A 25,032-nucleotide genomic window follows, 5' to 3' on the forward strand; every position below is an offset into this window, starting at 1 on the left:
TGATTCCCTTTAGTAGGTTATCAAGTCTTTTTTTATCCCATATATTAAAAAATATAGCCTACTAACTTCACAATTTCACTAATCAAAATACCGACCACTGCGAAATCAGAATCCCCGAATGTTGTATTCTCAAATCCTAAACCACCTAATATAGGTAATAATATCGCTGGTAGGAATGAAATTAGTAACCCATTTACAAAAGCGCCAAGTATCGCTCCCCTTCTACCTCCTGTTGCATTTCCAAATACAGCTGCTGTTGCTCCTGTGAAGAAGTGAGGAATTAATCCCGGTACTATTACACTTAAACCGATAAATGGAAGAAGAAACATGGAAAGAAGTCCAGCAATAAAACTTGTTAAAAAGCCAATAATAACTGCATTTGGTGCAAACGGAAAGATTGTTGGACAATCTAATGCTGGTTTTGCATTTGGTACAAGTTTATCTGCAATACCTTTAAATGCAGGTACAATTTCTGCAATTAACATACGTACACCTGCTAGAATAATATATACACCTGCTGCAAACGTAATGGCCTGCATGAAAGAATAAACGAGATAATTTTGTCCGTTACTTAATTCAGTTTCGATAAACTCCTTACCAGCAAATGGCGCAACAATAAAGAACAATACAGCCATCGTTAATGACATAGATACTGATGTATCACGTAAGAAACCAAGTGATTTCGGAACTTGAATTTGTTCTGTTGTTTTTTCTTTATTTCCAAATTTACTTCCAACAAACCCTGCCGCTAAATATCCAACTGAACCGAAATGGCCAATTGCAATATCATCCATCCCTGTAATCTTTCTAACATACGGTTGTAGTAATGCTGGAAAAATCACCATGAGTGACCCTAAAATAACTGACCCAATAATGACTAGTGAAGCGCCTTGCATCCCTGTAGTTGAAAATACCGCTGAAATTAAACATGCCATGAATAAGGTATGATGACCAGTTAAAAATACATATTTAAATTTCGTAAATCGTGCAATTATTAAATTTGTAATCATACCAAATACCATGATTAATGCCGTTTCTTTTCCTAATGTTTGCTGAGCTATTGCAACAACAGCTTCATTATTTGGAATTATACCTTTAATATGGAATGCTTTATCAAATATTTTACCAAAAACGTCTAAAGCTCCTACTAATATAGTAGCTCCGCCTCCTAAAACGACAAAGCCCATAATTGTTTTTAAGGTTCCTGAAACTGTGTCTGCAAAGTTTTTCTTTTGCAGTAGTAAACCACACATAGCAAATAATCCAACTAATATTGCAGGCTGTCCCAAAATATCCTTCATTATTATATCAAACATAGCATTACTCCCCTTTCACTGTACTACATCAGGTGTTTTTGTAATGCTTCTTTAATTTCATTTTGATCTAAAATATTTGTTAAACCAGCAACTGTGCGTGTGCCATCTTCAAGATTACAAATAATATCTTTTGCACCTAAATATAAATCAGCTTGCTCAGATTTACTAGAAGCTAAATCTGTATGAGATACTTCTGCTTGTAATCCTAGTTCATTTAAAATTTTCTTCACATTCATTTCCACAATAAAACTACTTCCTAAACCATTTCCACATACAACTAATACTTTTTTCATTTTAATTTCCCCTTTAATTAGAATATTTAGCTATCATTTCTAATAATTTATCTTTTGAATCTGAATGAATTAACATTTCCACATTTTTTTGTTCTGATAGCATCTCACTTAATTGTGCTAATGCTTTTAAATGTGTTTCATTATCTATAGCCGCTAGCACAATAATCAAATTAGCAGCATGCTCTTGTTTTTCTGAAAATGAAACACTTTCTTTTAACTGTAGTAAACTCATTCCTAGCTGCTTAACTCCTGCTTCTGGACGAGCATGTGGTATTGCAATTTTAGGTGCAATAACAATATAGGGACCTAATTTTTCTACATTTACAATCATTTCATCAATATATTCTTCAAGGATATATTGATTTTGTAATAACGGTTCAGCTGCTACCTTTATCGCATCTTTCCAATTATCAACTCGATTTTGAAGTTGAATAAACTCTTTAGTTAAAAGTTCGTTTAACATTGGTTTATATTTCTCCTCCTTCTCAAAATACACCGGACCACTCATAAATTCAGTCAATTCTCTTTTTAAAGATTGCTCATCTACTACATCGGAATATTTTCGAATAATTCCCATGACTACATCAACAGAATCCTTTTGATTCTCACCATACAATACTCCATTTACGTTTCTTAAAAGAGATGCTTTTTCAGAATCAGTTAGAATTGGATTCACCTTAAAAACAGGTACCCCTCTCTTCTCAATTTCAGTAGTTGTAATAATACAATCTACATCAAATGTATTTGATTCATATTCTCGCTTTGAAATTGCATTTAATATATCCACATTTGAAAATAATTTTTCTAATTGGTATTGCAACATACGTGATGTTCCAATACCATTCGGACATACAAGTAGCGCAGTTTTCCGCGGATTGGGAACGATTCCTTCTTTCCTCATCCACGCTCCAAAATGCATAGTAATATATGCAATCTCATCATCTGAAACAGATTTTCTCACATATTCTTCAAAATGATGAATCACTTTTTTCGTAAGATAATATACCTCTTTATAATTTTGCTGAATCGTATTTAGTAATGGATTTTCAATATCTATTCCATACTTCACCCGATAAAACGCGGGTTTCATATGCAAATATAGGTCTGAAGACAGCCCGTTAAAATCTTCAAATATAACGCAAGCATAGTCCTGAAATTCTTTAATCATCCTGTCAACAACCAAATGTATTTCATCCTTATTATTTTTTTCATACATATTTTCCTGGTAATTTACTTTTGCACCTAACAAATGCGTCGTAATATAATAAATTTCATCACTTGGAAATTTAACAGCAAACTTTCGCTCAAACTGCTTGGCGATATACTTTGCTGCTTCAAATTGCTTTGAATCTCGAAGAACATTTTTTTCTGCTTCTTCCATTTCAATGTACTGCCCTTTTAAAATACGTCTATGGAACAAATACATGTAAACGCTTAAATTTTCAAGCACCTCATCTGTATATTGGATACCTAAAAACCCTTCACAGTTTGAAAGAATATTTTTTATGTTGTAAAGTGTTTCTCGTTCCAGAGTATCTTTTTCATTCCTCATATCACTCATAATGCATTTTACTTGTGATATTAAATACTCCCAGCCGTTTTTGGTAATAATGAAAGAGAGACTGGAAATTAACAAATTTCGTTTATCCTGTTCATTTCCAGCAATTTGATAGCCTTGTTTACGCCCAAATTGTAATAATAAATAATACTTATTTAGTTCTACTTTTAGCTTTTTTAAATCTGTAAGCACAGTATTACGACTTACTTGTAAAAGGTCAATTAAGTCTTCTAATAAAATTCTGTTTTCCTTTATGAGTAAGTATAAAATTAACCATATTTTTCTTTCTTGTGGAGAATATTCATATTGATTACTCGTAAATTCATTTAATTTTTTTACTATCATCTGTTTCGTTTCATTACTTATGCAATAACCTAAAGGTCGGATATATTCAATTGAATGTAGCCCTTCTTCTTGTAACCAATCTTCAATCTTCTTAATATCATAATAAATTGTTCGCTTAGAAACTTGAATTACATCAATTAATTGATTTATAGACACATAACCTTCTGCTTGAATAATTTGTTGCAAAATATTTACACATCGATTATCTAATATCATATATGGTGTACACCCTTTCTATACTTGTTCACTAATTGACTTGCAAGTATAGATACTAACTTTGCAAAATTAGATTTTGTAATCGCTTTCTATTAATATAATATCTTTTATTACCTCCAAATATAAGTCCAAATTTTTGTTTCTATGTAGTGCAATGATTGTGCTTTAAAAATTACTTCAGCATACCTTCCCCCGTTGGAATACATTATTTACCTTTAATTCTAAAGTTCCCCTCATTATTCATTTACACCAATGACAAAAAGCTCTTTAGAATTTTTAATATAGCTTAACACATATTAATCATAAGGAGTGATATGTATATGGATTTTCTCTCATCTGAGTATTTGTCTGCCTTGCTTGCCATTATTGTAATCGATTTAGTGTTAGCCGGGGATAATGCCATCGTAATTGGATTAGCAGCAAGAAGATTACCAAAAGACCAACAAAAGAAAGTTATTATATGGGGTACTGTCGGGGCAATCGCTATTAGAGCCCTCGCTACCTTAGTTGTCGTTTGGTTATTAAAAATACCTGGGTTACTCCTAATTGGTGGTGTACTTCTTATATGGATCGCTTACAAGTTGATCGCTGAGGGCAAAAATCATGATATTAAAGCCGAAGAAGGATTTTGGTCTGCTATTAAAACTATTATTATTGCTGATGCGTTAATGGGCATTGATAATGTACTCGCTGTTGCAGGAGCTGCGCATGGTAACTTTTCTTTAGTGATCATTGGGCTATTAGTTTCTATTCCTGTAGTCGTATGGGGCAGTACATTGATTCTAAAATGGGTAGATCGTTTTCCTGTCATCATTACGATTGGAGCAGCGGTTTTAGCTTATACTGCTACAAAAATGATTGTAGATGAGAAATGGTTCGCTGGATTTTTCGAAAGTAACCCTTTCGTGAAATGGGCATTTATCATTATTATCATCGTCGGTGTAGTTTTCTTCGGAAAGGCAAAACAAAAAGCAACAGCTGGTTCTGTCTAATAATGATGGTATATTTACAAATAAAAGGCGCTATTCATATGAATAGCGCCTTTTATTATTTATTTAGCTTCCCCTTCCGGAGTCGTTTTTACCTTCGTATTGTTTTTATCACGATTGTTATAGTTATACTTCGAACGATCTACTGGAGTGAATCCTTCCGGTGTGTAGAATCGTAATAAGTCACCATTTACGACTTGGTCAGAGTATTTTAGTGAGTTTTGAACCATTTGTTCATTTTTCTTTATTTCATCTGTAAATTCTACTGGCTTTCCAGTTGTTGTATCATAGTATTTGCCGTTTAGTGCAGTAACTGTTGGGCTTACGTAGTTACCGTTACGGAAAGCAACGACTTGTTTATGATCTGGTGATAATAAATCAGAACCGAATTGAACATAATTCTTTGTATCTGTACCTAGTAAGTGTAAAAGCGTTGGAAGAACGTCAATTTCACCACCATATTGATGTTGTACGCCACCTTTCACTCCTGGTACACGAACGATTAATGGTACACGTTGTAACTGTGCATTTTCAAATGAGTTCATTTCTTTACCCATTACTTTTGACATTGCTGCGTTATGATTATCTGAAATACCGTAATGGTCTCCATACATAACAATAATCGAGTTATCATATAAACCAGATTGTTTCAAGTAATCGATGAAGCCTTTTACAGATTCATCTAAATAGCGTGCTGTTTGGAAGTACGTATCTACTGATGAATCACCTGTTGTTGCTGGTTCAATCGTTGCTTCTGCCTTATCGATTGGATAAGGGAAATGGTTCGATAACGTAATAAACTTCGTATAGAACGGTTGTTTCAACGTTTGTAATAACGGAATAGATTCATTAAAGAACGGTTTATCTTTTAATCCATAGTTTACTACGTCTTTTTCATTCATATCGTAGTATGACGCATCAAAGAATTTATTAAAACCAAATGATTTATAAATATCGTCACGGTTCCAGAATGTTTTGTAGTTACCGTGGAATACTGCTGATGTGTATCCTTGTTGTCCTAAAATAGCTGGTGCTGATTGATACGTATTATGAGATTTCGTTGTAAAGACAGAACCTTGTGGTAAACCAAACATTGAATTCTCTAACATAAACTCCGCATCAGATGTTTTCCCTTGTCCTGTTTGATGGAAGAAGTTATCAAAATAAAGCGTATTCGCATCTTTTGTAAATGAGTTTAAGAACGGTGTAACTTCTTGACCATTTAATTTGTAATCAATTAAGAAGTTTTGGAATGACTCTAAATGAATATAAATTACGTTCATTCCCTTTCCTTTACCGAAATACTCAGGATTTGGACTTGCATAAGTTGATGTTAAATAATTTCGTACTTCTGTCATATTATCGCCATCAGCTAATGCTCGTTCTGTCGATGCTTTCGCACTTTGAATTCCATCATAAATTGTGTAGTTGTATGCCCCTAAATATTTCACAATATAATTACGGTCAAACGTTCTTGTTAATAATTCAGGACGGTCAGACTCTGCAAGACCTAAGTTAACACTGAATAATAAAATACCTGCTACAAATACTAGAGATACTTTATGCTTCGCAACACGAATTGGTTTTGGATTTGCAAATTTTGTTGCGACTAACACAATTAATATAATCGTGTCTAAGAAGTATAGTGGATCATAAAGATGTAGCAACGCAAGAATACTACCACCTAAATCTCCAAAGTTATTCGTTTGTGTTAATGTCGGGAACGTAATAAAGTCACTGAAAAAGCGATAGTAAACTACGTTTGCATATAAAAGAATCGACAATAACAAGTTGATAACAATTAACCAAATATAAGATCGTTTCCCTTTTGCAAATAATGCAAGTCCTAAAAATAGAACTGCTGAACTTAGCGGGTTAAAAAACAGCAAGAATTTTTGGATTGTGTTTGAAATTCCTAAATTAAATTCCGTTACATAAGCTGCATATGTTTTGAGCCAAAATAAAATAACGGCAAACAGAAAGAATCCAAAATGATTGCTTAACACACTTTTGCTCTTTAATAAGAACTGTTTCATTTCTCCACCTCTTTTAATCATCCAAGGCTTATTTTTTATAAGTCTGTCTCTCTATTCAAATTTTCTTCTTCAAATAGATTATCTTTATTTAACTATATGAAGAATATTAGTAATTATAATTTGAAGCTAGTATTTATTCAACTATTTCTTTTTAAACATTTTGACCTTGGTTTCTATTTAACAAAATAAATTTGTAACATTTCCTGTTTTCTCCCAAGATTCATCCACTAATTATGACACCCCATACTATATACCTTTATAAACTCATTCGCAAACTATTCTATCTCCAATTTTGGTACATATTTCACATGACAAAATAATGTTATTTAATTATATTGCTCAACTTAGATTCCCCTGCTTCAACTAAATCTTTAAATCTTAAAGTCATTACATCTCTTCCATACATGAAAAATTTTCATGTTCATTAATATTATATTTGAATAATTATTCATTTATCCCACCAGTGGTGTTATGTTTTCTCGACAAAAAAACTCGCTCTAAAAAGAGCGAGTTTTTTCATTATATATTATTGACCTTTGTACATTGCATCTACTTGTTTTTGAAGTTCTTCATTTTCTAAGTACTCATCGTAAGTTGCCTCTTTATCGATTACACCGTTTGGTGTTACTTCGATAATGCGGTTTGCAATTGTTTGTACGAACTGATGGTCATGAGATGTGAATAACATTGTACCTTTGAAAGCAATTAAACCGTTGTTTAATGCAGTGATAGACTCAAGGTCTAAGTGGTTCGTTGGATCGTCAAGTGTGATTACGTTCGCACCACTTAACATCATTTTAGATAACATACAACGAACTTTTTCGCCTCCAGATAATACAGAAACGTTCTTCTTAACTTCTTCACCTGAGAATAACATACGGCCTAAGAAACCACGTAAGAAGCTTTCTGACTCATCTTGTGGAGAGAATTGGCGTAACCAATCAACTAAGTTATAGTCACTGTTCTCAAAGTATTTAGAGTTATCTCTTGGGAAGTAAGATTGAGATGTTGTAACACCCCATTTGAATGAACCGCTATCTGGCTCCATTTCACCCATAAGGATTTTAAATAATGTTGTCATCGCAATATCGTTACGACCGATAAATGCAACTTTATCACCTTTATTTAAAGTGAAGTACACATTATCTAACACTTTTTCGCCATCAATTGTTTTAGAAAGGCCTTCAACAGTTAATAAGTCATTTCCTATTTCACGCTCAGGTGTGAAGCCAACGAATGGGTAACGACGTGATGATGGTCTAATATCATCTAATGTAATTTTATCTAATAATTTTTTACGAGAAGTTGCTTGTTTCGCTTTAGATGCGTTTGAGCTAAAGCGCGCAATGAAGTTTTGTAACTCTTTTACTTTCTCTTCTTTTTTCTTATTAGCATCTTGTGTTAATTTTAAAGCTAATTGGCTTGACTCATACCAGAAGTCATAGTTACCAACATAAAGTTGAATTTTACCGAAATCAAGATCAGCCATGTGCGTACATACTTTATTTAAGAAGTGACGGTCATGGGATACAACGATTACTGTATTTTCAAAGTTCATTAAGAAGTTTTCTAACCATTGAATCGCTTTTAAGTCCAAGTGGTTGGTAGGCTCATCTAGTAATAGAATATCAGGTTTACCGAATAATGCTTGAGCAAGTAATACTTTTACTTTCTCTGCACCAGTCAATTCTGATAATTTTTTGTCATGAAGATCTTCACCAATACCAAGACCTTTTAGAAGGATTGCAGCTTCTGACTCAGCTTCCCAACCGTTAAGCTCAGCGAACTCACCTTCAAGTTCTGCAGCACGCATTCCATCTTCATCACTAAAGTCTTCTTTCATGTAAATAGCATTTTTCTCTTGCATTACTTTATAAAGTTGCGTGTGACCCATAATTACTGTTTCTAATACTGGGAACTCTTCATATTCGAAGTGGTTCTGTTTTAATACTGCTAGACGCTCACCTGGCGTAATATGTATGTCACCTGTTGATGGTTCAATTTCTCCAGATAAAATCTTTAGAAATGTTGATTTACCAGCACCGTTTGCTCCGATTAAACCGTAGCAGTTACCTGGCGTGAATTTTATGTTAACATCTTCAAATAATTTGCGATCCGCGAAACGCAAACTAACGTTACTTACTGTAATCATTTGTGTCCTCCTACTAATACCGCTTATTTCAGCGTTTTCTCACCGATTGTCTTAAAAAATCGCATATTACGACTCAATTATTGTAGACTATAGCTATTATATAGTAGAAGCTGGATGAATAGCAACGGTTGATTACTTTTCTATAATGAAATCGGATAGTTTTTATCCATTCCCCTAGCTATTGTATGTATATCATCGACCTCTTTCTCATATAACCATTCACTTCTCATTCTGTAATACATTGGATTCATTTTTCATTCGAAATTTTATATATAGAAAAACTGTAGAGAAATCATCCCCTACAGTCTTCACTTATTTCGTATTTATTATTTTTTCTTTATAACTCTTCAATTTACTCGTTAACCCCATTAAAGCAGGTAACAATATCGGCATCACGATTAAAGCTAATAGTAATAGTGCAACGCCAACAACTGATGCAACTTGTATAAGTGTTAATACACCTGAAGGGATTAATGCTGCAAATGTCCCTACTAAAATTAGCACCGCTGATAATACAACTCCTCCTATATGACGAGATGCAGTTACAATTTTCGTTACCGAATCCCCTTCTATCTCGTTATAGCGCATCATTACGAAAATACTATAATCCACTCCTAAAGCGACAATCATAATGAAGCTAAAGAATGGAACATTCCAGCTTAATGACTCTACATGTAATACATGTGCACTAATTTGTTCGCTTATACCAAGCGATGCAAAGTACGCTAATAGTAATGAACCAATAATAAATATTGTATTTAATAATGAACGTGTAATTACAAGTAATACAATCGCAATTCCAATTAACATAATCGTAGCTGTACGTAAGAAATCTTGCCCTGTTACTTCTTTTAAATCAACGTTTCTAGCTGTCGTTCCGCCAATTGCTGTTTTCGCATCATTTAATTCCGTTCCCTTTACAGTGCCCTCGATTGTTTTATTGATTTCTTGAATAATCGGCATTGCTTCTTTTGAATACGGATTTACATCTAAAATGATGGTCATTTTAGCAATCTTTCTGTCTTGTGACATGTACATGTTCAATGCTTTTTGGAAATCTTCTCCCTCTAACACTTCTTTTGGAATATAAAACTTCTCAGAGCTTTTCGATTCATTGAGCTCCCCTAAATATTTCTGCGCGTCATGCAGGCCATTGCTTACTTTTCCAAGCCCTTCTGTACTTTTAGATAAACCCGATTGTAATTGTCCCATCTTTTCTTGCAGGTCTTTAAGGCCCGTTAAAAGTTGCCCTTGCCCATCGTTTATTTTCGTTAATCCAGATTGTAACTCAGCTGATTTATTCGCAATTTGTTTTGAACCTGCAGAACCTTCATTTAATCCATTTTTAAGATCCGTCGCTCCCTTTTGTAACTTATTAATTCCATTGTTCATTTCTTTTAAGCCGTTATCCACTTTCAGTAACGATTGATTCGCTTCTTTAAATGAACTCATCGCTGCTTTATGCTGCGTTGCTAATTGATTTAATTCTTTTGAAAGTACATTTAATTGTTTTTGAGCTTCTTTAGCAATCCCTATCGTTTGTTGTATATTTGAATCATTCGCTAATTCTGGTTTCGTTTGAACGAAATTGGTCATTAACATTTCAATTTGTTCATATCCCTTTTTCGCACCATCAATTGCTTGAGAAATACTTCCGAAGTATTGATCGTAAGAGCTTAAACCTTTTTCTAACTGTGCATAACCAGCATGCAGCTGCGATGTTGCATTAGATAGAACATTTATATTTTCGTTTACTGAAGCTAAGCCACTCTCAATTTGCTGCGCTCCTTGTGCACCGTCGTTTATGCCATTTGATAATTGATGTAAAGCTGTTCCTAATGCTGATACCCCGTTTTTCGCCTCGTTCGTTCCATCAATTAATTTTTGAACATTCGCAAGACTATTTGAATCATTACTTCCCATTTTATTTTTCGCATCCGTTAATCCATCATTAATTTCCTTTATGCCACCATCGGCATCTCCTAATCCTGTATTCAATTCTCCCGCTTGCTTATTTAAATATAATTCTTTTATCTTCTCACCAGTTGGACGTGTCGGTGCATATACTTCTGATACACCTTTAACTTTCGAAATTTTATCAGTTAATTCGTCTAAAATTTGTAGAGAAGTTCCTTCATCCAGCTTTTTATCATATTGAATGACTAATGTACTCGGTGAAGAGAAACCAGGCGGAAAATGATCTTCTATTACGTTAATACCCATCTTTGATTCATACTTATTATCTACTTCAAATAAATCATTGTAATTAAGTGTATTAGAGTATTTTAATATGAAAGGGATCGATATTACAAATACGATGATTAAAGCGACAAATGGCCTTGCTACTGAGTTTTTCGCAAAGAATCCCCATAAGCGACTATCCTCATGACCTTTAAATGTTTTAACTGGATAAAACATTCCTTTTCCTAAAAGCACCATAAAAAATGGATTTAAAGTCGTTAATACGAGTAGTAATACTAAAACACCAATTGCTACCGCTGAAGTAGATTGATATAATTTAAAACTCGCTAACGCAAGTGATGCAAAACCAATTAGCACCGCTATACCGCTATATAATACGGTTTTACCTGCCGATTTAAATGTTTCTTTCGTGGCCAAAAATGTATTTTCTTGTTTACTTAATTCTTCTTTAAACCTCGTATATAATAAAATGTTATAATCTGTTCCTACTCCAAAGAGGACGACGACTACGAACACTTGTGTAAAGTTTGAAAATGGGAAATTAAATTGATCTACAAGCTGAGCAATAATCCCCATTGAGACTAAATACGACACACCGACTGTAAGAAGAGAAACAATCGGAACAACTGGTGAACGGAATACGAGGATTAATACTACAAGAATGAAAATGATTGAAATAACTTCTGTCTTTTTCACTCCCTCTTGAGAGGATTTAAGAAAATCACCCGCTATTAAGTCACTTCCTGTTAAATACGTTTTTACCCCTTTCGTTTGCACCTTTTCATGAAGATTATTTGAAATCCTTGATATTTCACCATGTTTTTTATCTATCGATATTTGCGTTAAAATAGTTGTATTATCTTTAGAAACTAATTGTTTCTCCAAGTCTTTATTATCTAAATGTGAAACAACTTCCTTAATTCCTAATTGCTCTTTTTCATTTTGCAGGGCGTTGATCGTTTTTGTTATTTCCTTCTTTTGTTCATCTGTTAAAGCTGCCTTATTGCCACTATTAAAAACGGCTATAATTTCATACTTTTCAACCCCTTCTTTATCCATCTCTTTAATCATCTTGTCAGCAATACTGCTTTGTTCTGTATTAGGGATTGTAATTTTCCCTTTTTCCTTCACTAATTTATCCATATTAGGCATCGTTACGACCATTGTAATAGTAATAACTATCCATAATAGAAAAGAGAAACTTCTCCAATTTTTTAGCCTATTCATTTTAATCATCTCCGTTTAAAAAGTTTTACGTTAGTTTAGGAATGAATATTCATTCCTATTATTTCGAAACTCTCCCGGAATGAACGTTCATTCCTATTGTTCTATTATTTTTTTATAAACTCTATTAAACTACTCTTTTCAGAATGAATGTTCATTCCTTTAGTCATACAAACACTGTCTCCTACTCCCATTTTTAAATCTACTTAGGAATGAATATTCATTCCTATACTTATAAGCTATAGAATCAAATGATTCTAATAGCGTTCCAAGAGCTTTCTTCCAATTCTTTTACTAATTCTTTTGAGTATTCTAATTGCCCTGTTGCAATTACTTTCGTTAATTTTTCTAGCGGTTGATATACAATAATAATTAAAGCAACTGGAGGCAATGGACGAAGAAAACCTTTTGCGATTCCATCTTCAATAATATTCATAAAGAAGCCTATAAAATCGTCAAATATTTTCTTACTCTGTTCGTCAAGAAAATAACTATCACAGTGAGAATTTGTAAATAAAAAAGCATCCACATTGTTTCTCGCAAATTCAAATAAACGGTTGTACGTATGACTAAACTGTTCACGAATATTTGCTTCAACAGGAAAATCCGTTTTTATCATTTCAGAAAGCTCTAACATACTTTTTGAAAATAATGAGTTAACAAGCGCCTCTTTATTTTCAAAGTAGCGATAAATAGTACCCGCACCGACTTTTGCCTTTTCAGCGATCATTGGAATTGTCGTACCATCGTAACCACGCTCTGCGAAAAGTTGCATCGCAGCATCAAAAATATCTTCTTGTTTGTTTTTAGCCATTTTTTCCACCTCTATTTTTAGGAATGAAAATTCATTCCGTTTTTAATTATAAATTACATGAAGTAAAAGTCAAGTGCGTGACAAATATCGTTGCGGTTTTAATCCCTTGTTTGTGAAAAATTTATATCAGCGGTTTTTAGAATATATCGACTTACCGACAAAAACTGACAATACAAGAGAAGGCTGTCCCCAAATTTTATTTTGGGCAGCCCTATTTCCTATTTAAAACTTAAAAGAAATCATAAATAAATGCTTTACGTACTGGAACTATCGTCTCAAACGCTCGTATTTCCTCTTCGCTTCCACTAATTAATTCTAGTTCATTAAGTTGTAACGGACGTTTATAGCCAAACATTATAGTAGATAGTGCGTTTATATCCAGCTTAATCCCTTTGTCTTTTGTTTCTTCTTTTATAATTGTTATTTCATGATTCGCAAGTCTTACTGCTACGTTATTCCACGGAGCAAATGCGTCTGTAATGTGTAGAATCACTTCTTGCTGTACATTGTTCCAATTCAACTCATATTGTTTTAAGAAATGCTCTACATCTACAATTCTTCCCATAAAATATGGTTTTATTTCTGTCTTCACGCGTGGCTCTTGTAATGAATATAACAACGGTTCGTTTTCACTTACTGTCATTTCAAGTTCTTTAATCATAGAATCATGCTGGCAAATAAAGTTCCACAGACCATTTCGTGCTTCATTATGCAGTGGTACAAATTCTTCTACTGTCATTTTATAGTTTTCTATTTTGTATAACATGTAACCTGCTGCCTTTTTATTTTCATCATAGTAAATCGCTAATGTTAAATCATCATAAACCGCTTGTAACCACCAGTTCTTCTCTCGAACTAACATACCTGAAAAACGTTCTGCAAATACTTCATAGAGCTTTTCGACCTCTTCTGGATGATTTTCTTTATTGAAACGTTTCACAGTTCCATTTACTTGTTTTTTCATCACTAAATCGCTCTTAGTCATATGACATATGAGTAGATTCGCACAAAGTTCCCAGCCGTATTTACGGTAAAATGAAACCGCAAATGGATGTAACATAGAGACTGTATAGCCATCTTTTTTCATCGTTTGAAGTGAATGTTGAAGTAGCTCTTTTACATGCCCACTTCTTCTGTACTCTGGATACGTCGCTACTCCTGCAACGCCACCCATTTTAAATTTTTCTTTACCTATGTAAATATGAAACGGAATGAGATGTAGTTTTGCTGCTAAGTCTTCCCCTTCCATAATGCCGTATATTTCATGACTTTCCTTCATCTTTGTAAGTTGCTGCTGTAATCGTTCCTCATCTACTTTATATTGAAAAGCGTATTCTGATAAACGTAATGCTTCTCTGAACTTATCTTCTTTTAATTGTATGACATTCATATAATTCTCCTCCATTCCCTGTTTGAATTGTATCACAATTCTTACTATTGTAGTTCGGTAAGTGAAATTACAAAGACGTTTTAACAAAAAAAGCAGATACATCACGTATCTGCTTTCCATCCTTATTATTTAGCTAACTTTTGAAGTTCATCAAAGAATGAAGGATATGATACACCTACTGCTTCTGCATCTTCAATAATTGTTTTTCCTTCTGCCAGGCAGCCAGCAATCGCAAGCATCATTCCGATGCGGTGATCACCGTAACTATTTACTGTATTGCCTTTTAAAGCTGATTTTCCGTAAATGATCATGCCGTCATCAGTTGCTTCTATGCGAGCTCCTAGTTTCGTTAACTCCGCAACGACTGTATCAATACGATTTGTTTCTTTTACTTTTAATTCGTGTGCATCTTTAATAACTGTAATTCCTTCTGCTTGTGTTGCCGCTAATGCGATTATTGGAATTTCATCAATTAATCTTGGGATAATATCTCCGCCGATTTCGATTCCTTTTAATGAAGATGTTTCAATTGTAATATTTGCAGCTGGTTCTGATGCCCCTTCGTTAATTAGATCTACAGTGAACGTAGCACCCATTTTCTCTATAACATCAATAATACCTGTACGAGTTGGATTCATTCCTACATTTTGTAATACTAGTTTACTATTTGGGATGATTGCACCTGCTACTAAGAAAAATGCTGCTGATGATACGTCACCTGGCACTTGAATGTCTGTTGCTGTTAATTTTTGTCCACCTGACAGCTTCACTGTCTTTCCTTCTCGAGTTACTTTAACACCAAATGCTTCAAGCATTCTTTCCGTATGATCGCGGGAAATATGTGGTTCTGTAACAGCTGTTACACCTTCTGCGCGAAGCCCTGCAAGTAAAATAGCTGACTTTACTTGTGCACTTGCAACAGGAGAAATATATTCAATTGCTTTTAAATCTCCGCCACGTATCGTTAGCGGTGTAAATGTTCCTTCTTCTCTGCCGTCAATGTTTGCACCCATTTGTTTTAATGGGTTTGTTACACGCTTCATCGGTCTCTTTGCGATAGATTCATCACCTTGTACGCAAGAGAAAAATGGTGTGTTAGCTAATATACCTGACATTAATCGAATTGTTGTACCAGAATTACCAACATCTAATACAGCTTTCGGTTCTTGTAAACCTTCTAATCCTTTACCAACTACAGTAACTTCATCACCGCTTTGCGTAATTTCTACTCCCATTTCTTTAAAACATGAAATAGTACTTAAACAGTCTGCACCGGGCAAGAAACCTTTAATTGTTGTTTTCCCTTCTGCAATCGAACCGAACATAACAGCACGGTGTGAAATGGATTTATCACCTGGGATTGTAATATCGCCATTCAATCCGTTATTAACAGGTTGTATTGTTCTTTCTTTCACGTTTTTCACCTTCTCATTTAAATTGTTTCATAACTTTGGTATTCTTCTTCTCCAAGCGCTAGCTTTGCTTTCATACGATCTTCTTCCCTTTGGAAGCTAATACGTAATACCCCAAGCAGTCCTTCACGCGCTTCTAATATTTGCAAGTTCGTAATACTAATTTCCTCGCGCGCTAAAATACTCGTAATATGAGCCAATGCCCCTACTTTATCTAAAACATCGACGTATAAGTCGTGATAGGCAGGAATTGCCCCTCTCTTTCGTACTGGTAAAGAGTCACGGTATTCTTTCGCGTCTGCAAAATAGGTTTGAATCTCGCCTGCATCTCCAGTAGAAACTGTATCATATAAATCTTCCATTTCAGAGATCCACTCTTTTAATAATACCATTAAATGCTCGCGATTTTGCTTAACAATATCACTCCACATTTTTGGGCTACTAGATGCGATACGTGTAATGTCTTTAAACCCTCCCGCAGCTAGTTGATGAATGAGCGGATTATCTCCTGCATGTTTCTCCACTTGCTTTACTAATCCAGCTGCGATAAGATGCGGAAAATGACTAACGATCCCTGTTACATAATCATGTTCCTCTGTATTTAGAACGAGAAAATGAGATCCTGTTCCTTGTAACCAACGCTTTAGTTCTTCCACATGTTCATTTGGCACATGATTCATCGGCGTTAAAATATAAAATGCATTTTCAAATAAATGTGCTTTTGCACTTTCAACTCCCGTTTTATGAGAACCTGCCATCGGATGTCCACCAATGAAAGAAACTTCCTTTGAAAATAAAGCTTCCGCTTCGTTCATAATAGAACCTTTTGTACTACCAACATCAGTCACTATAACATCTTCTCGTAAACGGAATGACGCAAGTTTGTGTAATAGCTTCTTCGTTTCTTCAACTGGAGAAGCAAAAACAATTAAATGTGCCTCTTCACATGCATGTTGTAAATCAACTGCTATTTCATCTACTACGTGTAATTCTTTTGCACGCTCTATTTGTTCTTGAAATATATCGTAACCTGTTATCGTTACATCGTGCTCTTTCTTAATCGCTAAGGCAAGAGAGCCTCCTATTAAACCTGTTCCAATTAATACTACCTTTTTACGCATTTGCCTCATCTCGAGACTTTCTTTTTTTATTTTCAAAGTGTTGTTTTAACACTGAAATCACTCCTTCATTTTGCTCCCTTGTTCCAACTGTAATACGGACACCATTTGGGAATGGACGAATAATAAACCCTGCATGTGCGCAAGCTTCATAAATCTCTCCAGCATTATCTACCGGTAAGAAGATGAAATTAGTTTGTGACGAATAAAATGGTATACCGTTTTCCTTACAGAAACTCTCGTATTGCTGTAATCCTTCTGTATTCACGCGAACTATTTCTTTAATAAACTCGTCATCATCAAAAGCAATCGTAGCTGCTTTTTGCGCTAATGAAGATACGTTAAATGGTAAACGTACGACATTTAATTTCTCAATTAGCTCTTCCTGTCCGATCGCATATCCAACGCGGAAAGAAGCTAATCCGTATGCTTTAGAAAATGTTCTAAGTACAAGAATGTTTTTATGTTTTTCTAAAAGCGGTAATGTCTCCGGGAAATCTTTTGCTGTTACGTATTCATAGTACGCTTCATCAATGACAATTAACGTATTTTCACTAATACCTTCAATAAATTGAGTCAAATTTCGATCATTCACATATGTGCCTGTCGGGTTGTTCGGATTACAAATCCATACGATCTTCGTATTATTATTTATTGCTGACGAAATTTCGTCTAAATCGTATACACCATTATTTAAAGGGATTTCTTTCACTTCACAACCTTCAATAATTGCATGATGACGGTACTGCGGGAATGTTGCACCAGCCGTTACGATGTTATCTCCTGCTTTAAGTACTGCACGGCTTATTATTTGAATGACTTCGTCTAAACCACTACCGCAAAGTATTTGTTCCATTTGGACATGTAACTTATCTGCAATTGTTTGACGGAGCGTTGTAGCACCTCCGTCAGGATATAAAGCATGTTCCAACCAAGACTTTTGCAACTCTTCTAAAACTCTCGGTGAACAACCGAATGGATTTTCATTCGATGCTAATTTCACAAACGAATGATCTCCGTACACTTCTTTCATTTGTTCTGGTGATTTACCTGGTTTATATGGTTGTAATGATGATAGTTGATCCTTTACTTGCACGTTAAACCCACCTTTTTATTAAAATTCTTTTGCGTAGTTATTGTGTTGCATAATGTTTTGTTTTAATAATTCCATACGATCTTTTCCGAATTGTTCGACTAGTGCATCTGCAAGTTCCCATGCTACAACAGATTCAGCTACTACACCCGCTGCTGGTACTGCGCAACTATCAGATCTTTCAATACTCGCTTGGAATGCTTCCTTCGTATCAATATCAACGCTTGCTAACGGTTTGTATAATGTAGGAATTGGCTTCATAACGCCTCTTACGACAATTGGCATACCTGTTGTCATACCGCCTTCTAAACCGCCAGCATTATTTGTTTTTCTCGTGTATCCTTTTTCTTCATCCCACAGAATTTCATCATGCACTTTACTTCCTGGTTGTCTTGCCGCTTCAAAACCTACGCCAATTTCAGCACCTTTAAATGCATTTATACTCATAATTGCACCAGCAAGTTTGGCATCTAATTTACGATCGTAATGAACGTAACTACCAACGCCAATTGGCATACCTTCTGCAATAACTTCCACAATACCACCGATTGAATCTCCGCTACTTTTTGCATTGTCAATCGCATCCATCATTTCTTGCTCTACTTCTTTGTCTAAACATCGAACCGGTGAGTTTTCAGTTATCGTTTGAATTTCTTCAATCGGTAAGTTTGAAATATGTTTTGCTTTTACACCACCAATTTCAAGAACATGTCCTGCAATTTTCACACCTAATTCGCTTAAAATTTGTTTTGCAACTGCACCAGCAGCTACACGAACTGTCGTTTCTCTTGCAGATGAGCGCTCTAATACGTTTCTTATATCACGATGACCATATTTAATTGCTCCATTTAAATCCGCATGTCCTGGACGTGGTTTTGTAATTGTACGTTTCATGTCTTTACTTTCTTTTTCCGAAATTGGCTCAGCACCCATTACTTTCGTCCAATGTTTGAAATCATCATTTTTTACGATTAACGTAATCGGTGATCCAAGTGTCATCCCGTGACGAACACCACTTACAATTTCAACTGTATCTGTTTCAATTTGCATGCGTCTTCCGCGCCCATGACCTTTTTGCCTTCTTAATAATTCTTTATTAATATGTTCCGCCGTAAGTGTCAAACCTGCTGGTACACCTTCTAAAATAACTGTTAACTGCGGTCCATGTGATTCTCCAGCTGTAATGTATCTCATTTCTCTTGCCCCTTTACTATTTTTTTGTACAAAAAAGTCCCTACTGAGCGCTCAGTAGGGACGATGTTTATCGCGGTACCACCCTAGTTGTAGACAACTGTCGTCTACCTCTCTTCTTCTTTAACGATCGTTTGACCGTCTTCCCCTCCATAAGTTGTCGGGAAAGATGCTCCAAGGCTGTAATTCATGCTTACCTTTGTACTGATTCACACCAGCCATCAGCTCTCTTTAACAGTGAGATAAGCACTACTGTTTCCTCTTCAACGCATATATGATATGGAATTAAGATAATTTATTTTTGAAACCTTTTAACTCATCCATGAATCTATGGAATTCTGGAATGTCCATTTGTTGTGCAGAATCTGACAATGCAACTGCTGGATCTGGATGAACTTCAGCCATTACTGCATCTGCGCCAATTGCAAGTGCCGCTTTCGCTGTTGGTAATAATAAATCTCTGCGTCCAGTTGAATGTGTTACATCAACGATAACTGGTAAATGTGTTTCTTTCTTTAAAATTGGTACTGCAGAAATGTCTAATGTGTTACGTGTTGCTCTTTCGTATGTGCGGATACCGCGCTCACAAAGAATAATTTGATCGTTACCTTGCGCAATGATGTATTCCGCTGCGTTAATGAACTCATCAATTGTTGCTGCTAATCCACGTTTTAATAATACTGGTTTGTTAACTTTACCTACAGCTCGTAATAAATCGAAGTTTTGCATGTTACGTGCGCCAACTTGAATGACATCAACGTAGTCTAATGCCATTTCAACATCGTTCGGATTTAAAATTTCACTAATAATTGCTAAGTCGAACTCGTCTGCTACTTGGCGTAAAATTTGTAGCCCTTCTACTCCTAAACCTTGGAAATCGTATGGAGATGTTCTTGGTTTAAAAGCACCACCGCGCATTAATTTTAAGCCTTGGTCTTTCATCGCTTGCCCTACTTGACGAACTTGCTCTAAGCTTTCTACTGCACAAGGTCCCATGATGAACGTTTGTGTTCCGTTTCCAATCAATTCACCTTTTACATCAACGATTGTATTTTCTTGTTTCTTTTTACGTGATACTAGTAACGCTTTACGGTTATCATCTTCTTGTAACTCTAAGCTTGCTTTGAAAATCGTTTTGAAAATATGTTGAACTGTTGATGTTTCGAATGGTCCTTCGTTATGCTCTGCGATCATATCAAGTACTTCACGCTCACGTACTGGATCAAAGCGTTTCGTACCTTGTACTTGCTTTTGCTCTCCAATTTTTTGAACGATTTCACCACGTTTGTTTAAAAGGTGTAATAGTTGTAAGTTAATTTCATCTACCTGTTTACGTAATTGATCTAATTCATGATTTGCCATTTGGAAATCCTCCTCTAATGTTTTAAAAGTATAGTAAGAGAATAAAAGATTCTCTATTTTCTGAACTGGTTAATTATACAAATTTATAGTGGGATCGATACCTTTTCTTATTTTAAACTAATAATTCGTACAAAGACATGAACTACTAGTTAAAAAGCCACTTTTTTGTACAAAAAAGCCCTACTGATCCAATCAGTAGGGACGATATTTATCGCGGTACCACCCTAGTTGTAGACTTCTTTCGTCTACCTCTCTTCATTGTTAACGATCATCTGACCGTCTTTCCCTTCATAAAGACAATACTATCTTTACTACGAAAAAGATGCTCCAGGACTGTAATTCGCTCTTGTTTTTGTACTGGTTCGCACCAACCACCAGCTCTCTGTTACAGGGAAACAACAACTACTGCTTTTCCTTTCAATGCATGACTATTTTATTTTCAAGTTGGACCACTAAAATACAAAAAGTCCCTACTGAATAAATCAGTAGGGACGATATTTATCGCGGTACCACCCTAGTTGCAGACTAACTTTCCGTCTACCTCTCTTCACTGTTAACGATCAATTGACCGCTTTTTCCTCATAAAGACAAACTATCTTTATTACGAAAAAGATGCTCCAAGACTGTAATTCATGATTATCCCTGTACTGGTTCACACCAACCACCAGCTCTCTGTTACAGTAAGACTAACCACTACTGTGATCTCTTCATTGCACTTTGTTTATTCAAATGTTTTTGAAATTGAATAAGTATGATTCGTATTATAGAACGCTTTTCAAAACACTGTCAACAACTTTTTATATATTTTTTAAAATTCCACTTTCGTCCTATAATTCTTCTTGTAAATCACCCATTACAATTCCTATGCGAATTATTTCATTTTCCAGTAAATGCAAAACGTATTCCTCTACTTCATACTGAACTAATAATTCTTTTATTTGTATGATTTCTTTTTCAAATAAAACGGCTTCTTGACATGTTTGTAGTAAAATAAAAAACACATTTGCAAACATTTTTTTATGCGCTTTCATACTTTCTTTCTTATGAAGCATTTCAATCAATAACTGCTTCATTTCCTCACCTGTACATTTACCATGTACACTTGAAAATGCACGAGACATAATACATAATCCTTTTTCTAATATTTCATCCATGTATAAAATAATACGTAAAAGCATTACATATTCTCTCACAGTTATCTCACCCATTTTTGGTCGTTCTCGCAAAAATACACTGAACCAAGCTGTCCAAAATTTTTGTTGTTCTTTTACGCTTAATGTTTTGACGTAATAGCATAAAAACTGCATAAATTTAATTTTATTTTCTTCATTTTCTAATATGAGTAAAGGGTATAACCAATCTGTTTTTTGCTCCCAATATAGTACACATTTAATAAATACAAAGCTAAGCCACTTCAAGAAAGCTTCCCTCGTATGTGGATGTAATACTTCCAAATGTTCTACCGCATACTTAATAAATCGTTTCATTTCTGTAAATAAAGGTAAATTTATTTGCGTGTAACATAAGCCAGCCCATGCATATTCCGTAATCTCATTTGGTTTTTTCAAATCTAAGTATGGTAACAAATATTTTCGGCACCATTGCTTTTCAATATGATATAGAAATGTAATATCCGCTATTAAACGAGCAACCATAAAGTTTGTTCGTTCTGAATGAACTCTTACTTGTTCTTCAAATAAAAATAAATATTCATATACATTACGATCGTATAAATGATCATATGATAACAATTTTAATAATACAGCTGTCATTTTTCCAACAGGATGCTGAATTGACTCATTGTAAAAATCTTGTTTTCCGAGCTTAAAATCTGTATTACTTTTCATAACTTGAGGAAATACTGAAAAAGCAAAACGTTTTACAACACGTATACTATTCTCCTCTAACTCTTCTAGTCGATTACTAATTTCATATAGAAAACTACTAATTAACCAATGAAAATCCGTATTTCTAACAAATTGCTGCAATAGCGGAATAATTTTTTGGATTTGATTATTTGTCAATCCTCGGTTATTTCGCCATTCTCTAATACAAACAAACCATACTTCATTACTTATTTCTTGCACTCCTACTAATTGGTATGCGAATGAAATACTCCACTCTGTATTTAATTTACATGCTTTTGATAACATCTCTAAAAAATGGCGTTGTTCAAAAACACCATCTTGAGAAAATTGCCGAACTTGCTTCATAATTTCAATATCTTTCAGCTGCAATAATCCGTCAGCAGTGACATTACAAGTAATGCTTTGTTCTGTATCTTCTTTCTTTTGTACACTGTATCGTTCAGAATGAAAATGAGGATGTTTTTGCTTCATTAACTCATACCCATTTGCCGTAGATGGACTATTTGAATCACACTTGAATAATAAGTCTAATACGAGACATGCATCAAATACCCTCTCTTCTGTAAGATGCTTTATTACAGTTCGAGTGACTTCTTCTTTAGTTTTTTCTAAACAATGTGCATAATGCCTTTTTAAAAGTTGAAAAACTTCGTGTTTATAAGTGAAATTTAAAAGAAGTCCTTCATGTAACAACCATTTCATTTTGTCATCTACACGAACAAAAATATTTTTATTCATCGCATCAATTGCAATTCGCTTTTGAAGCACACTATTTGCTTCTATCATTTCTGTAATATAATAATCCGCTTTTTTCTCATTGTTTTCGCATAAATAAGCTAGACACTCTTTTACAATTTGTATTAAAAATGCAAGATCATTTTGATAAAACTCTTTTTCTACATCTTCCTTATTTCTTTTTTTCAATGCCGTTTGTCTTAACGACAACATTCTCAATTTTTCTAATCCAATCATCATAATTGGAACAGCGTAGTAGGCGATATATGGCTTCATCTTTTCGTTCCAAATTTGCTCCACATGAGAAAATATAGACACTGGTAAGCGACTCGATTCCTCGAGTTCTATTGATTCTTGCGTATCATTTCCCCATTTCCTTACTCGTTTCAACTTTAATTTTCCGTCTAAAATAAAAGTTAGTAACAATAAGGAAATTTCCTTATGCTCTGGAAAAGAACATTTTTGTAGTAAGTTAGAAATCTTTTCTATAGAGCTACTATCTTTTTCAGCTGTTTCTAATAGAAGGAGTGTCCACCTTGCAAACAACAATGGGTCCATCTTACTTTTCGTTTCGTTTAAGTAGTTACAAATCGTTCTCCATAATAACAGTGATATTTTAGAATAGTTTTTATAAATTAATTGAAATAATTCTTTCTGATGACTAAAAAGAAATTGTTCTACTAACCATTCTGCAAGTAATTCATCTACCTCATTATAATTTGGCGTAAGCATAAACAAATTTTGTAATTTACCTTCTGCTTCCAACCATTCGACCCATTCATAATCATGAGCAAATTCCACAAAGTAACGAACTGTTTCAATTTTTTTAATTGATTGCTTTATGTATGATAATTGTTCCTGTTCTACTGACGGTGGAACCGTTACAATATCCCGAATACGCATTCTTTTCGTAATATAATTATCACCCATTAATTCTGCCCATCGTTTTACCGCTTTTACGAGGGATTGATGATTATTTGCTTTATTCGGATACACAATTGGTCTTATCCCTAAATGTTCCCAGTGGTACGTATTTTCTCCTTGCGCAACAAAAGCATACCGTCTTGTACTTGGTGGTAAACCAGTTGCTAAATATTTCATTACTGGGTCATTATGGCTATATCCAACGAATAAAACAGTGTAATTTGAGAATAGATCGACTAAAAACCTTCTCGCCCATCCTTCCGTTAAGTAAGCCCTTCCAAAATCACCGTCTGTTAAAATTAAAGCCTCTTTCTCCTGTTCTACATTACCATGTATATAAGCAAGACCTTTAAAAGCCCTCCCAGTCGGTAAAGCTGGAGCGTAATAAACATTGGTATCTCTATTTATTTCTTTAATTGCAGTTGTAAAATGTTGATCAAAATTTGTTGTTACAATGCGGACATCTGTATCTAAAGGAAATAACCTTGGAATTGCATAATGCAATGGATTCGGTTTTGATTTCTCTATATGAACAAGATCTCTTGCGACTTGATGTACATCTTTTGTTTTCGCAATTTTACCAAGATAATAATCATGAGGTTCTGTTATTTCACGTTTTTCGACATATAACGTTTTTGCAATTTCATCAACTAAATCATCAAAATTCGGTAAGTTTGATTTCCCTTTCATAGAAACTCCCGCTCCAACAAATAACACTAACTTCCCTTGCTCAAGGTGATCGATTAATTCATCTGGAATTTCTACTTCTGAAGTAATCCACATTCTGGATTCCC

General features: G+C 34.5%; 15 protein-coding genes and 3 other annotated features. Of the genes, 1 reads left to right on the forward strand and 14 read right to left on the reverse strand.

Going from position 1 to position 25,032, the window contains the following annotated elements:
- Positions 1-44: 44 nt before the first annotated feature.
- The 3 genes from MHI26_RS14875 to MHI26_RS14885 are packed head-to-tail and all read right to left on the reverse strand — an operon-like array spanning position 45 to position 3,728.
- Positions 45-1,316: a PTS ascorbate transporter subunit IIC gene (locus MHI26_RS14875; protein WP_061666517.1), complete on the reverse strand. Its 1,272-nt coding sequence runs from the start codon at positions 1,314-1,316 to the stop codon at positions 45-47.
- Between the two features lie 23 nt (positions 1,317-1,339).
- A complete protein-coding gene (locus tag MHI26_RS14880; RefSeq protein WP_000757316.1) occupies positions 1,340-1,609 on the reverse strand; it encodes a PTS sugar transporter subunit IIB in 270 nt (89 codons plus the stop codon).
- 13 nt (positions 1,610-1,622) lie between these two features.
- Positions 1,623-3,728, reverse strand: coding sequence for a BglG family transcription antiterminator (locus MHI26_RS14885; RefSeq protein WP_061666514.1), 2,106 nt, complete (start codon positions 3,726-3,728; stop codon positions 1,623-1,625).
- A 320-nt stretch (positions 3,729-4,048) separates the two neighbouring features.
- On the opposite strand from MHI26_RS14885, the gene MHI26_RS14890 reads away from it, so the two are divergent.
- The gene (locus MHI26_RS14890) at positions 4,049-4,720 is read left to right on the forward strand and encodes a TerC family protein (protein ID WP_000346964.1); all 672 of its coding nucleotides are present in this window, start codon (positions 4,049-4,051) and stop codon (positions 4,718-4,720) included.
- Positions 4,721-4,779: 59 nt separating this feature from the next.
- Here MHI26_RS14890 and MHI26_RS14895 read toward each other — a convergent pair whose 3' ends face one another.
- From MHI26_RS14895 to MHI26_RS14945, 11 genes are all read right to left on the reverse strand, one after another.
- Positions 4,780-6,753 carry an LTA synthase family protein gene (locus tag MHI26_RS14895; protein ID WP_000808749.1) on the reverse strand — a complete coding sequence of 658 codons (1,974 nt, stop codon included), beginning with the start codon at positions 6,751-6,753 and terminating at the stop codon, positions 4,780-4,782.
- 526 nt (positions 6,754-7,279) lie between these two features.
- Positions 7,280-8,905, reverse strand: a complete 1,626-nt coding sequence (locus tag MHI26_RS14900) for an ABC-F family ATP-binding cassette domain-containing protein (protein WP_000633860.1) — start codon at positions 8,903-8,905, stop codon at positions 7,280-7,282.
- A 312-nt stretch (positions 8,906-9,217) separates the two neighbouring features.
- Positions 9,218-12,334 carry an MMPL family transporter gene (locus MHI26_RS14905; protein WP_061666512.1) on the reverse strand — a complete coding sequence of 1,039 codons (3,117 nt, stop codon included), beginning with the start codon at positions 12,332-12,334 and terminating at the stop codon, positions 9,218-9,220.
- A 244-nt stretch (positions 12,335-12,578) separates the two neighbouring features.
- Positions 12,579-13,145, reverse strand: a complete 567-nt coding sequence (locus tag MHI26_RS14910; protein ID WP_061666510.1) for a TetR/AcrR family transcriptional regulator — start codon at positions 13,143-13,145, stop codon at positions 12,579-12,581.
- 229 nt (positions 13,146-13,374) lie between these two features.
- Positions 13,375-14,535 carry a GNAT family N-acetyltransferase gene (locus MHI26_RS14915; RefSeq protein WP_061666508.1) on the reverse strand — a complete coding sequence of 387 codons (1,161 nt, stop codon included), beginning with the start codon at positions 14,533-14,535 and terminating at the stop codon, positions 13,375-13,377.
- A gap of 125 nt (positions 14,536-14,660) precedes the next feature.
- A complete protein-coding gene (gene aroA / locus MHI26_RS14920; RefSeq protein ID WP_000664603.1) occupies positions 14,661-15,950 on the reverse strand; it encodes a 3-phosphoshikimate 1-carboxyvinyltransferase in 1,290 nt (429 codons plus the stop codon).
- A 17-nt stretch (positions 15,951-15,967) separates the two neighbouring features.
- Positions 15,968-17,068 carry a prephenate dehydrogenase gene (gene tyrA / locus MHI26_RS14925; RefSeq protein ID WP_061666506.1) on the reverse strand — a complete coding sequence of 367 codons (1,101 nt, stop codon included), beginning with the start codon at positions 17,066-17,068 and terminating at the stop codon, positions 15,968-15,970.
- On the reverse strand, positions 17,061-18,161 hold the full coding sequence (gene hisC / locus MHI26_RS14930) for a histidinol-phosphate transaminase (protein ID WP_001197262.1): 1,101 nt from the start codon (positions 18,159-18,161) through the stop codon (positions 17,061-17,063). The genes tyrA and hisC overlap by 8 nt, the downstream gene beginning before the upstream one ends.
- 18 nt (positions 18,162-18,179) lie before the next feature.
- Positions 18,180-19,352: a chorismate synthase gene (aroC, locus tag MHI26_RS14935; RefSeq protein ID WP_001269431.1), complete on the reverse strand. Its 1,173-nt coding sequence runs from the start codon at positions 19,350-19,352 to the stop codon at positions 18,180-18,182.
- Between the two features lie 53 nt (positions 19,353-19,405).
- Positions 19,406-19,625: a binding site (T-box leader), on the reverse strand.
- Positions 19,626-19,634: 9 nt separating this feature from the next.
- The gene (locus MHI26_RS14940) at positions 19,635-20,711 is read right to left on the reverse strand and encodes a bifunctional 3-deoxy-7-phosphoheptulonate synthase/chorismate mutase (protein WP_001273575.1); all 1,077 of its coding nucleotides are present in this window, start codon (positions 20,709-20,711) and stop codon (positions 19,635-19,637) included.
- Between the two features lie 194 nt (positions 20,712-20,905).
- Positions 20,906-21,141 (reverse strand) — a binding site (T-box leader).
- 54 nt (positions 21,142-21,195) lie between these two features.
- Positions 21,196-21,431, reverse strand: a binding site (T-box leader).
- A 107-nt stretch (positions 21,432-21,538) separates the two neighbouring features.
- Entirely contained in the window at positions 21,539-25,021 is a 3,483-nt protein-coding gene (locus MHI26_RS14945) for a DUF4020 domain-containing protein (protein ID WP_061666504.1), read from the reverse strand.
- Positions 25,022-25,032: the final 11 nt, after the last annotated feature.

Origin of the sequence: Bacillus sp. FSL K6-1218 (assembly GCF_038006445.1) — a bacterium.
In the GTDB taxonomy this organism is placed as follows: Bacteria; Bacillota; Bacilli; order Bacillales; family Bacillaceae_G; genus Bacillus_A; species Bacillus_A thuringiensis_S.

Excerpts from the sequence above, each read along its gene's own strand:
- MHI26_RS14915 (WP_061666508.1), bottom strand. The coding sequence starts at position 14,535 with ATGAATGTCATACAATTAAAAGAAGATAAGTTCAGAGAAGCATTACGT.
- MHI26_RS14910 (WP_061666510.1), bottom strand. The coding sequence starts at position 13,145 with ATGGCTAAAAACAAACAAGAAGATATTTTTGATGCTGCGATGCAACTT.
- MHI26_RS14895 (WP_000808749.1), bottom strand. The coding sequence starts at position 6,753 with ATGAAACAGTTCTTATTAAAGAGCAAAAGTGTGTTAAGCAATCATTTT.
- MHI26_RS14940 (WP_001273575.1), bottom strand. The coding sequence starts at position 20,711 with ATGGCAAATCATGAATTAGATCAATTACGTAAACAGGTAGATGAAATT.
- tyrA (WP_061666506.1), bottom strand. The coding sequence starts at position 17,068 with ATGCGTAAAAAGGTAGTATTAATTGGAACAGGTTTAATAGGAGGCTCT.
- aroC (WP_001269431.1), bottom strand. The coding sequence starts at position 19,352 with ATGAGATACATTACAGCTGGAGAATCACATGGACCGCAGTTAACAGTT.
- MHI26_RS14900 (WP_000633860.1), bottom strand. The coding sequence starts at position 8,905 with ATGATTACAGTAAGTAACGTTAGTTTGCGTTTCGCGGATCGCAAATTA.
- MHI26_RS14945 (WP_061666504.1), bottom strand. The coding sequence starts at position 25,021 with ATGTGGATTACTTCAGAAGTAGAAATTCCAGATGAATTAATCGATCAC.
- MHI26_RS14885 (WP_061666514.1), bottom strand. The coding sequence starts at position 3,728 with ATGATATTAGATAATCGATGTGTAAATATTTTGCAACAAATTATTCAA.
- MHI26_RS14890 (WP_000346964.1), top strand. The coding sequence starts at position 4,049 with ATGGATTTTCTCTCATCTGAGTATTTGTCTGCCTTGCTTGCCATTATT.
- MHI26_RS14880 (WP_000757316.1), bottom strand. The coding sequence starts at position 1,609 with ATGAAAAAAGTATTAGTTGTATGTGGAAATGGTTTAGGAAGTAGTTTT.
- MHI26_RS14875 (WP_061666517.1), bottom strand. The coding sequence starts at position 1,316 with ATGTTTGATATAATAATGAAGGATATTTTGGGACAGCCTGCAATATTA.
- MHI26_RS14905 (WP_061666512.1), bottom strand. The coding sequence starts at position 12,334 with ATGAATAGGCTAAAAAATTGGAGAAGTTTCTCTTTTCTATTATGGATA.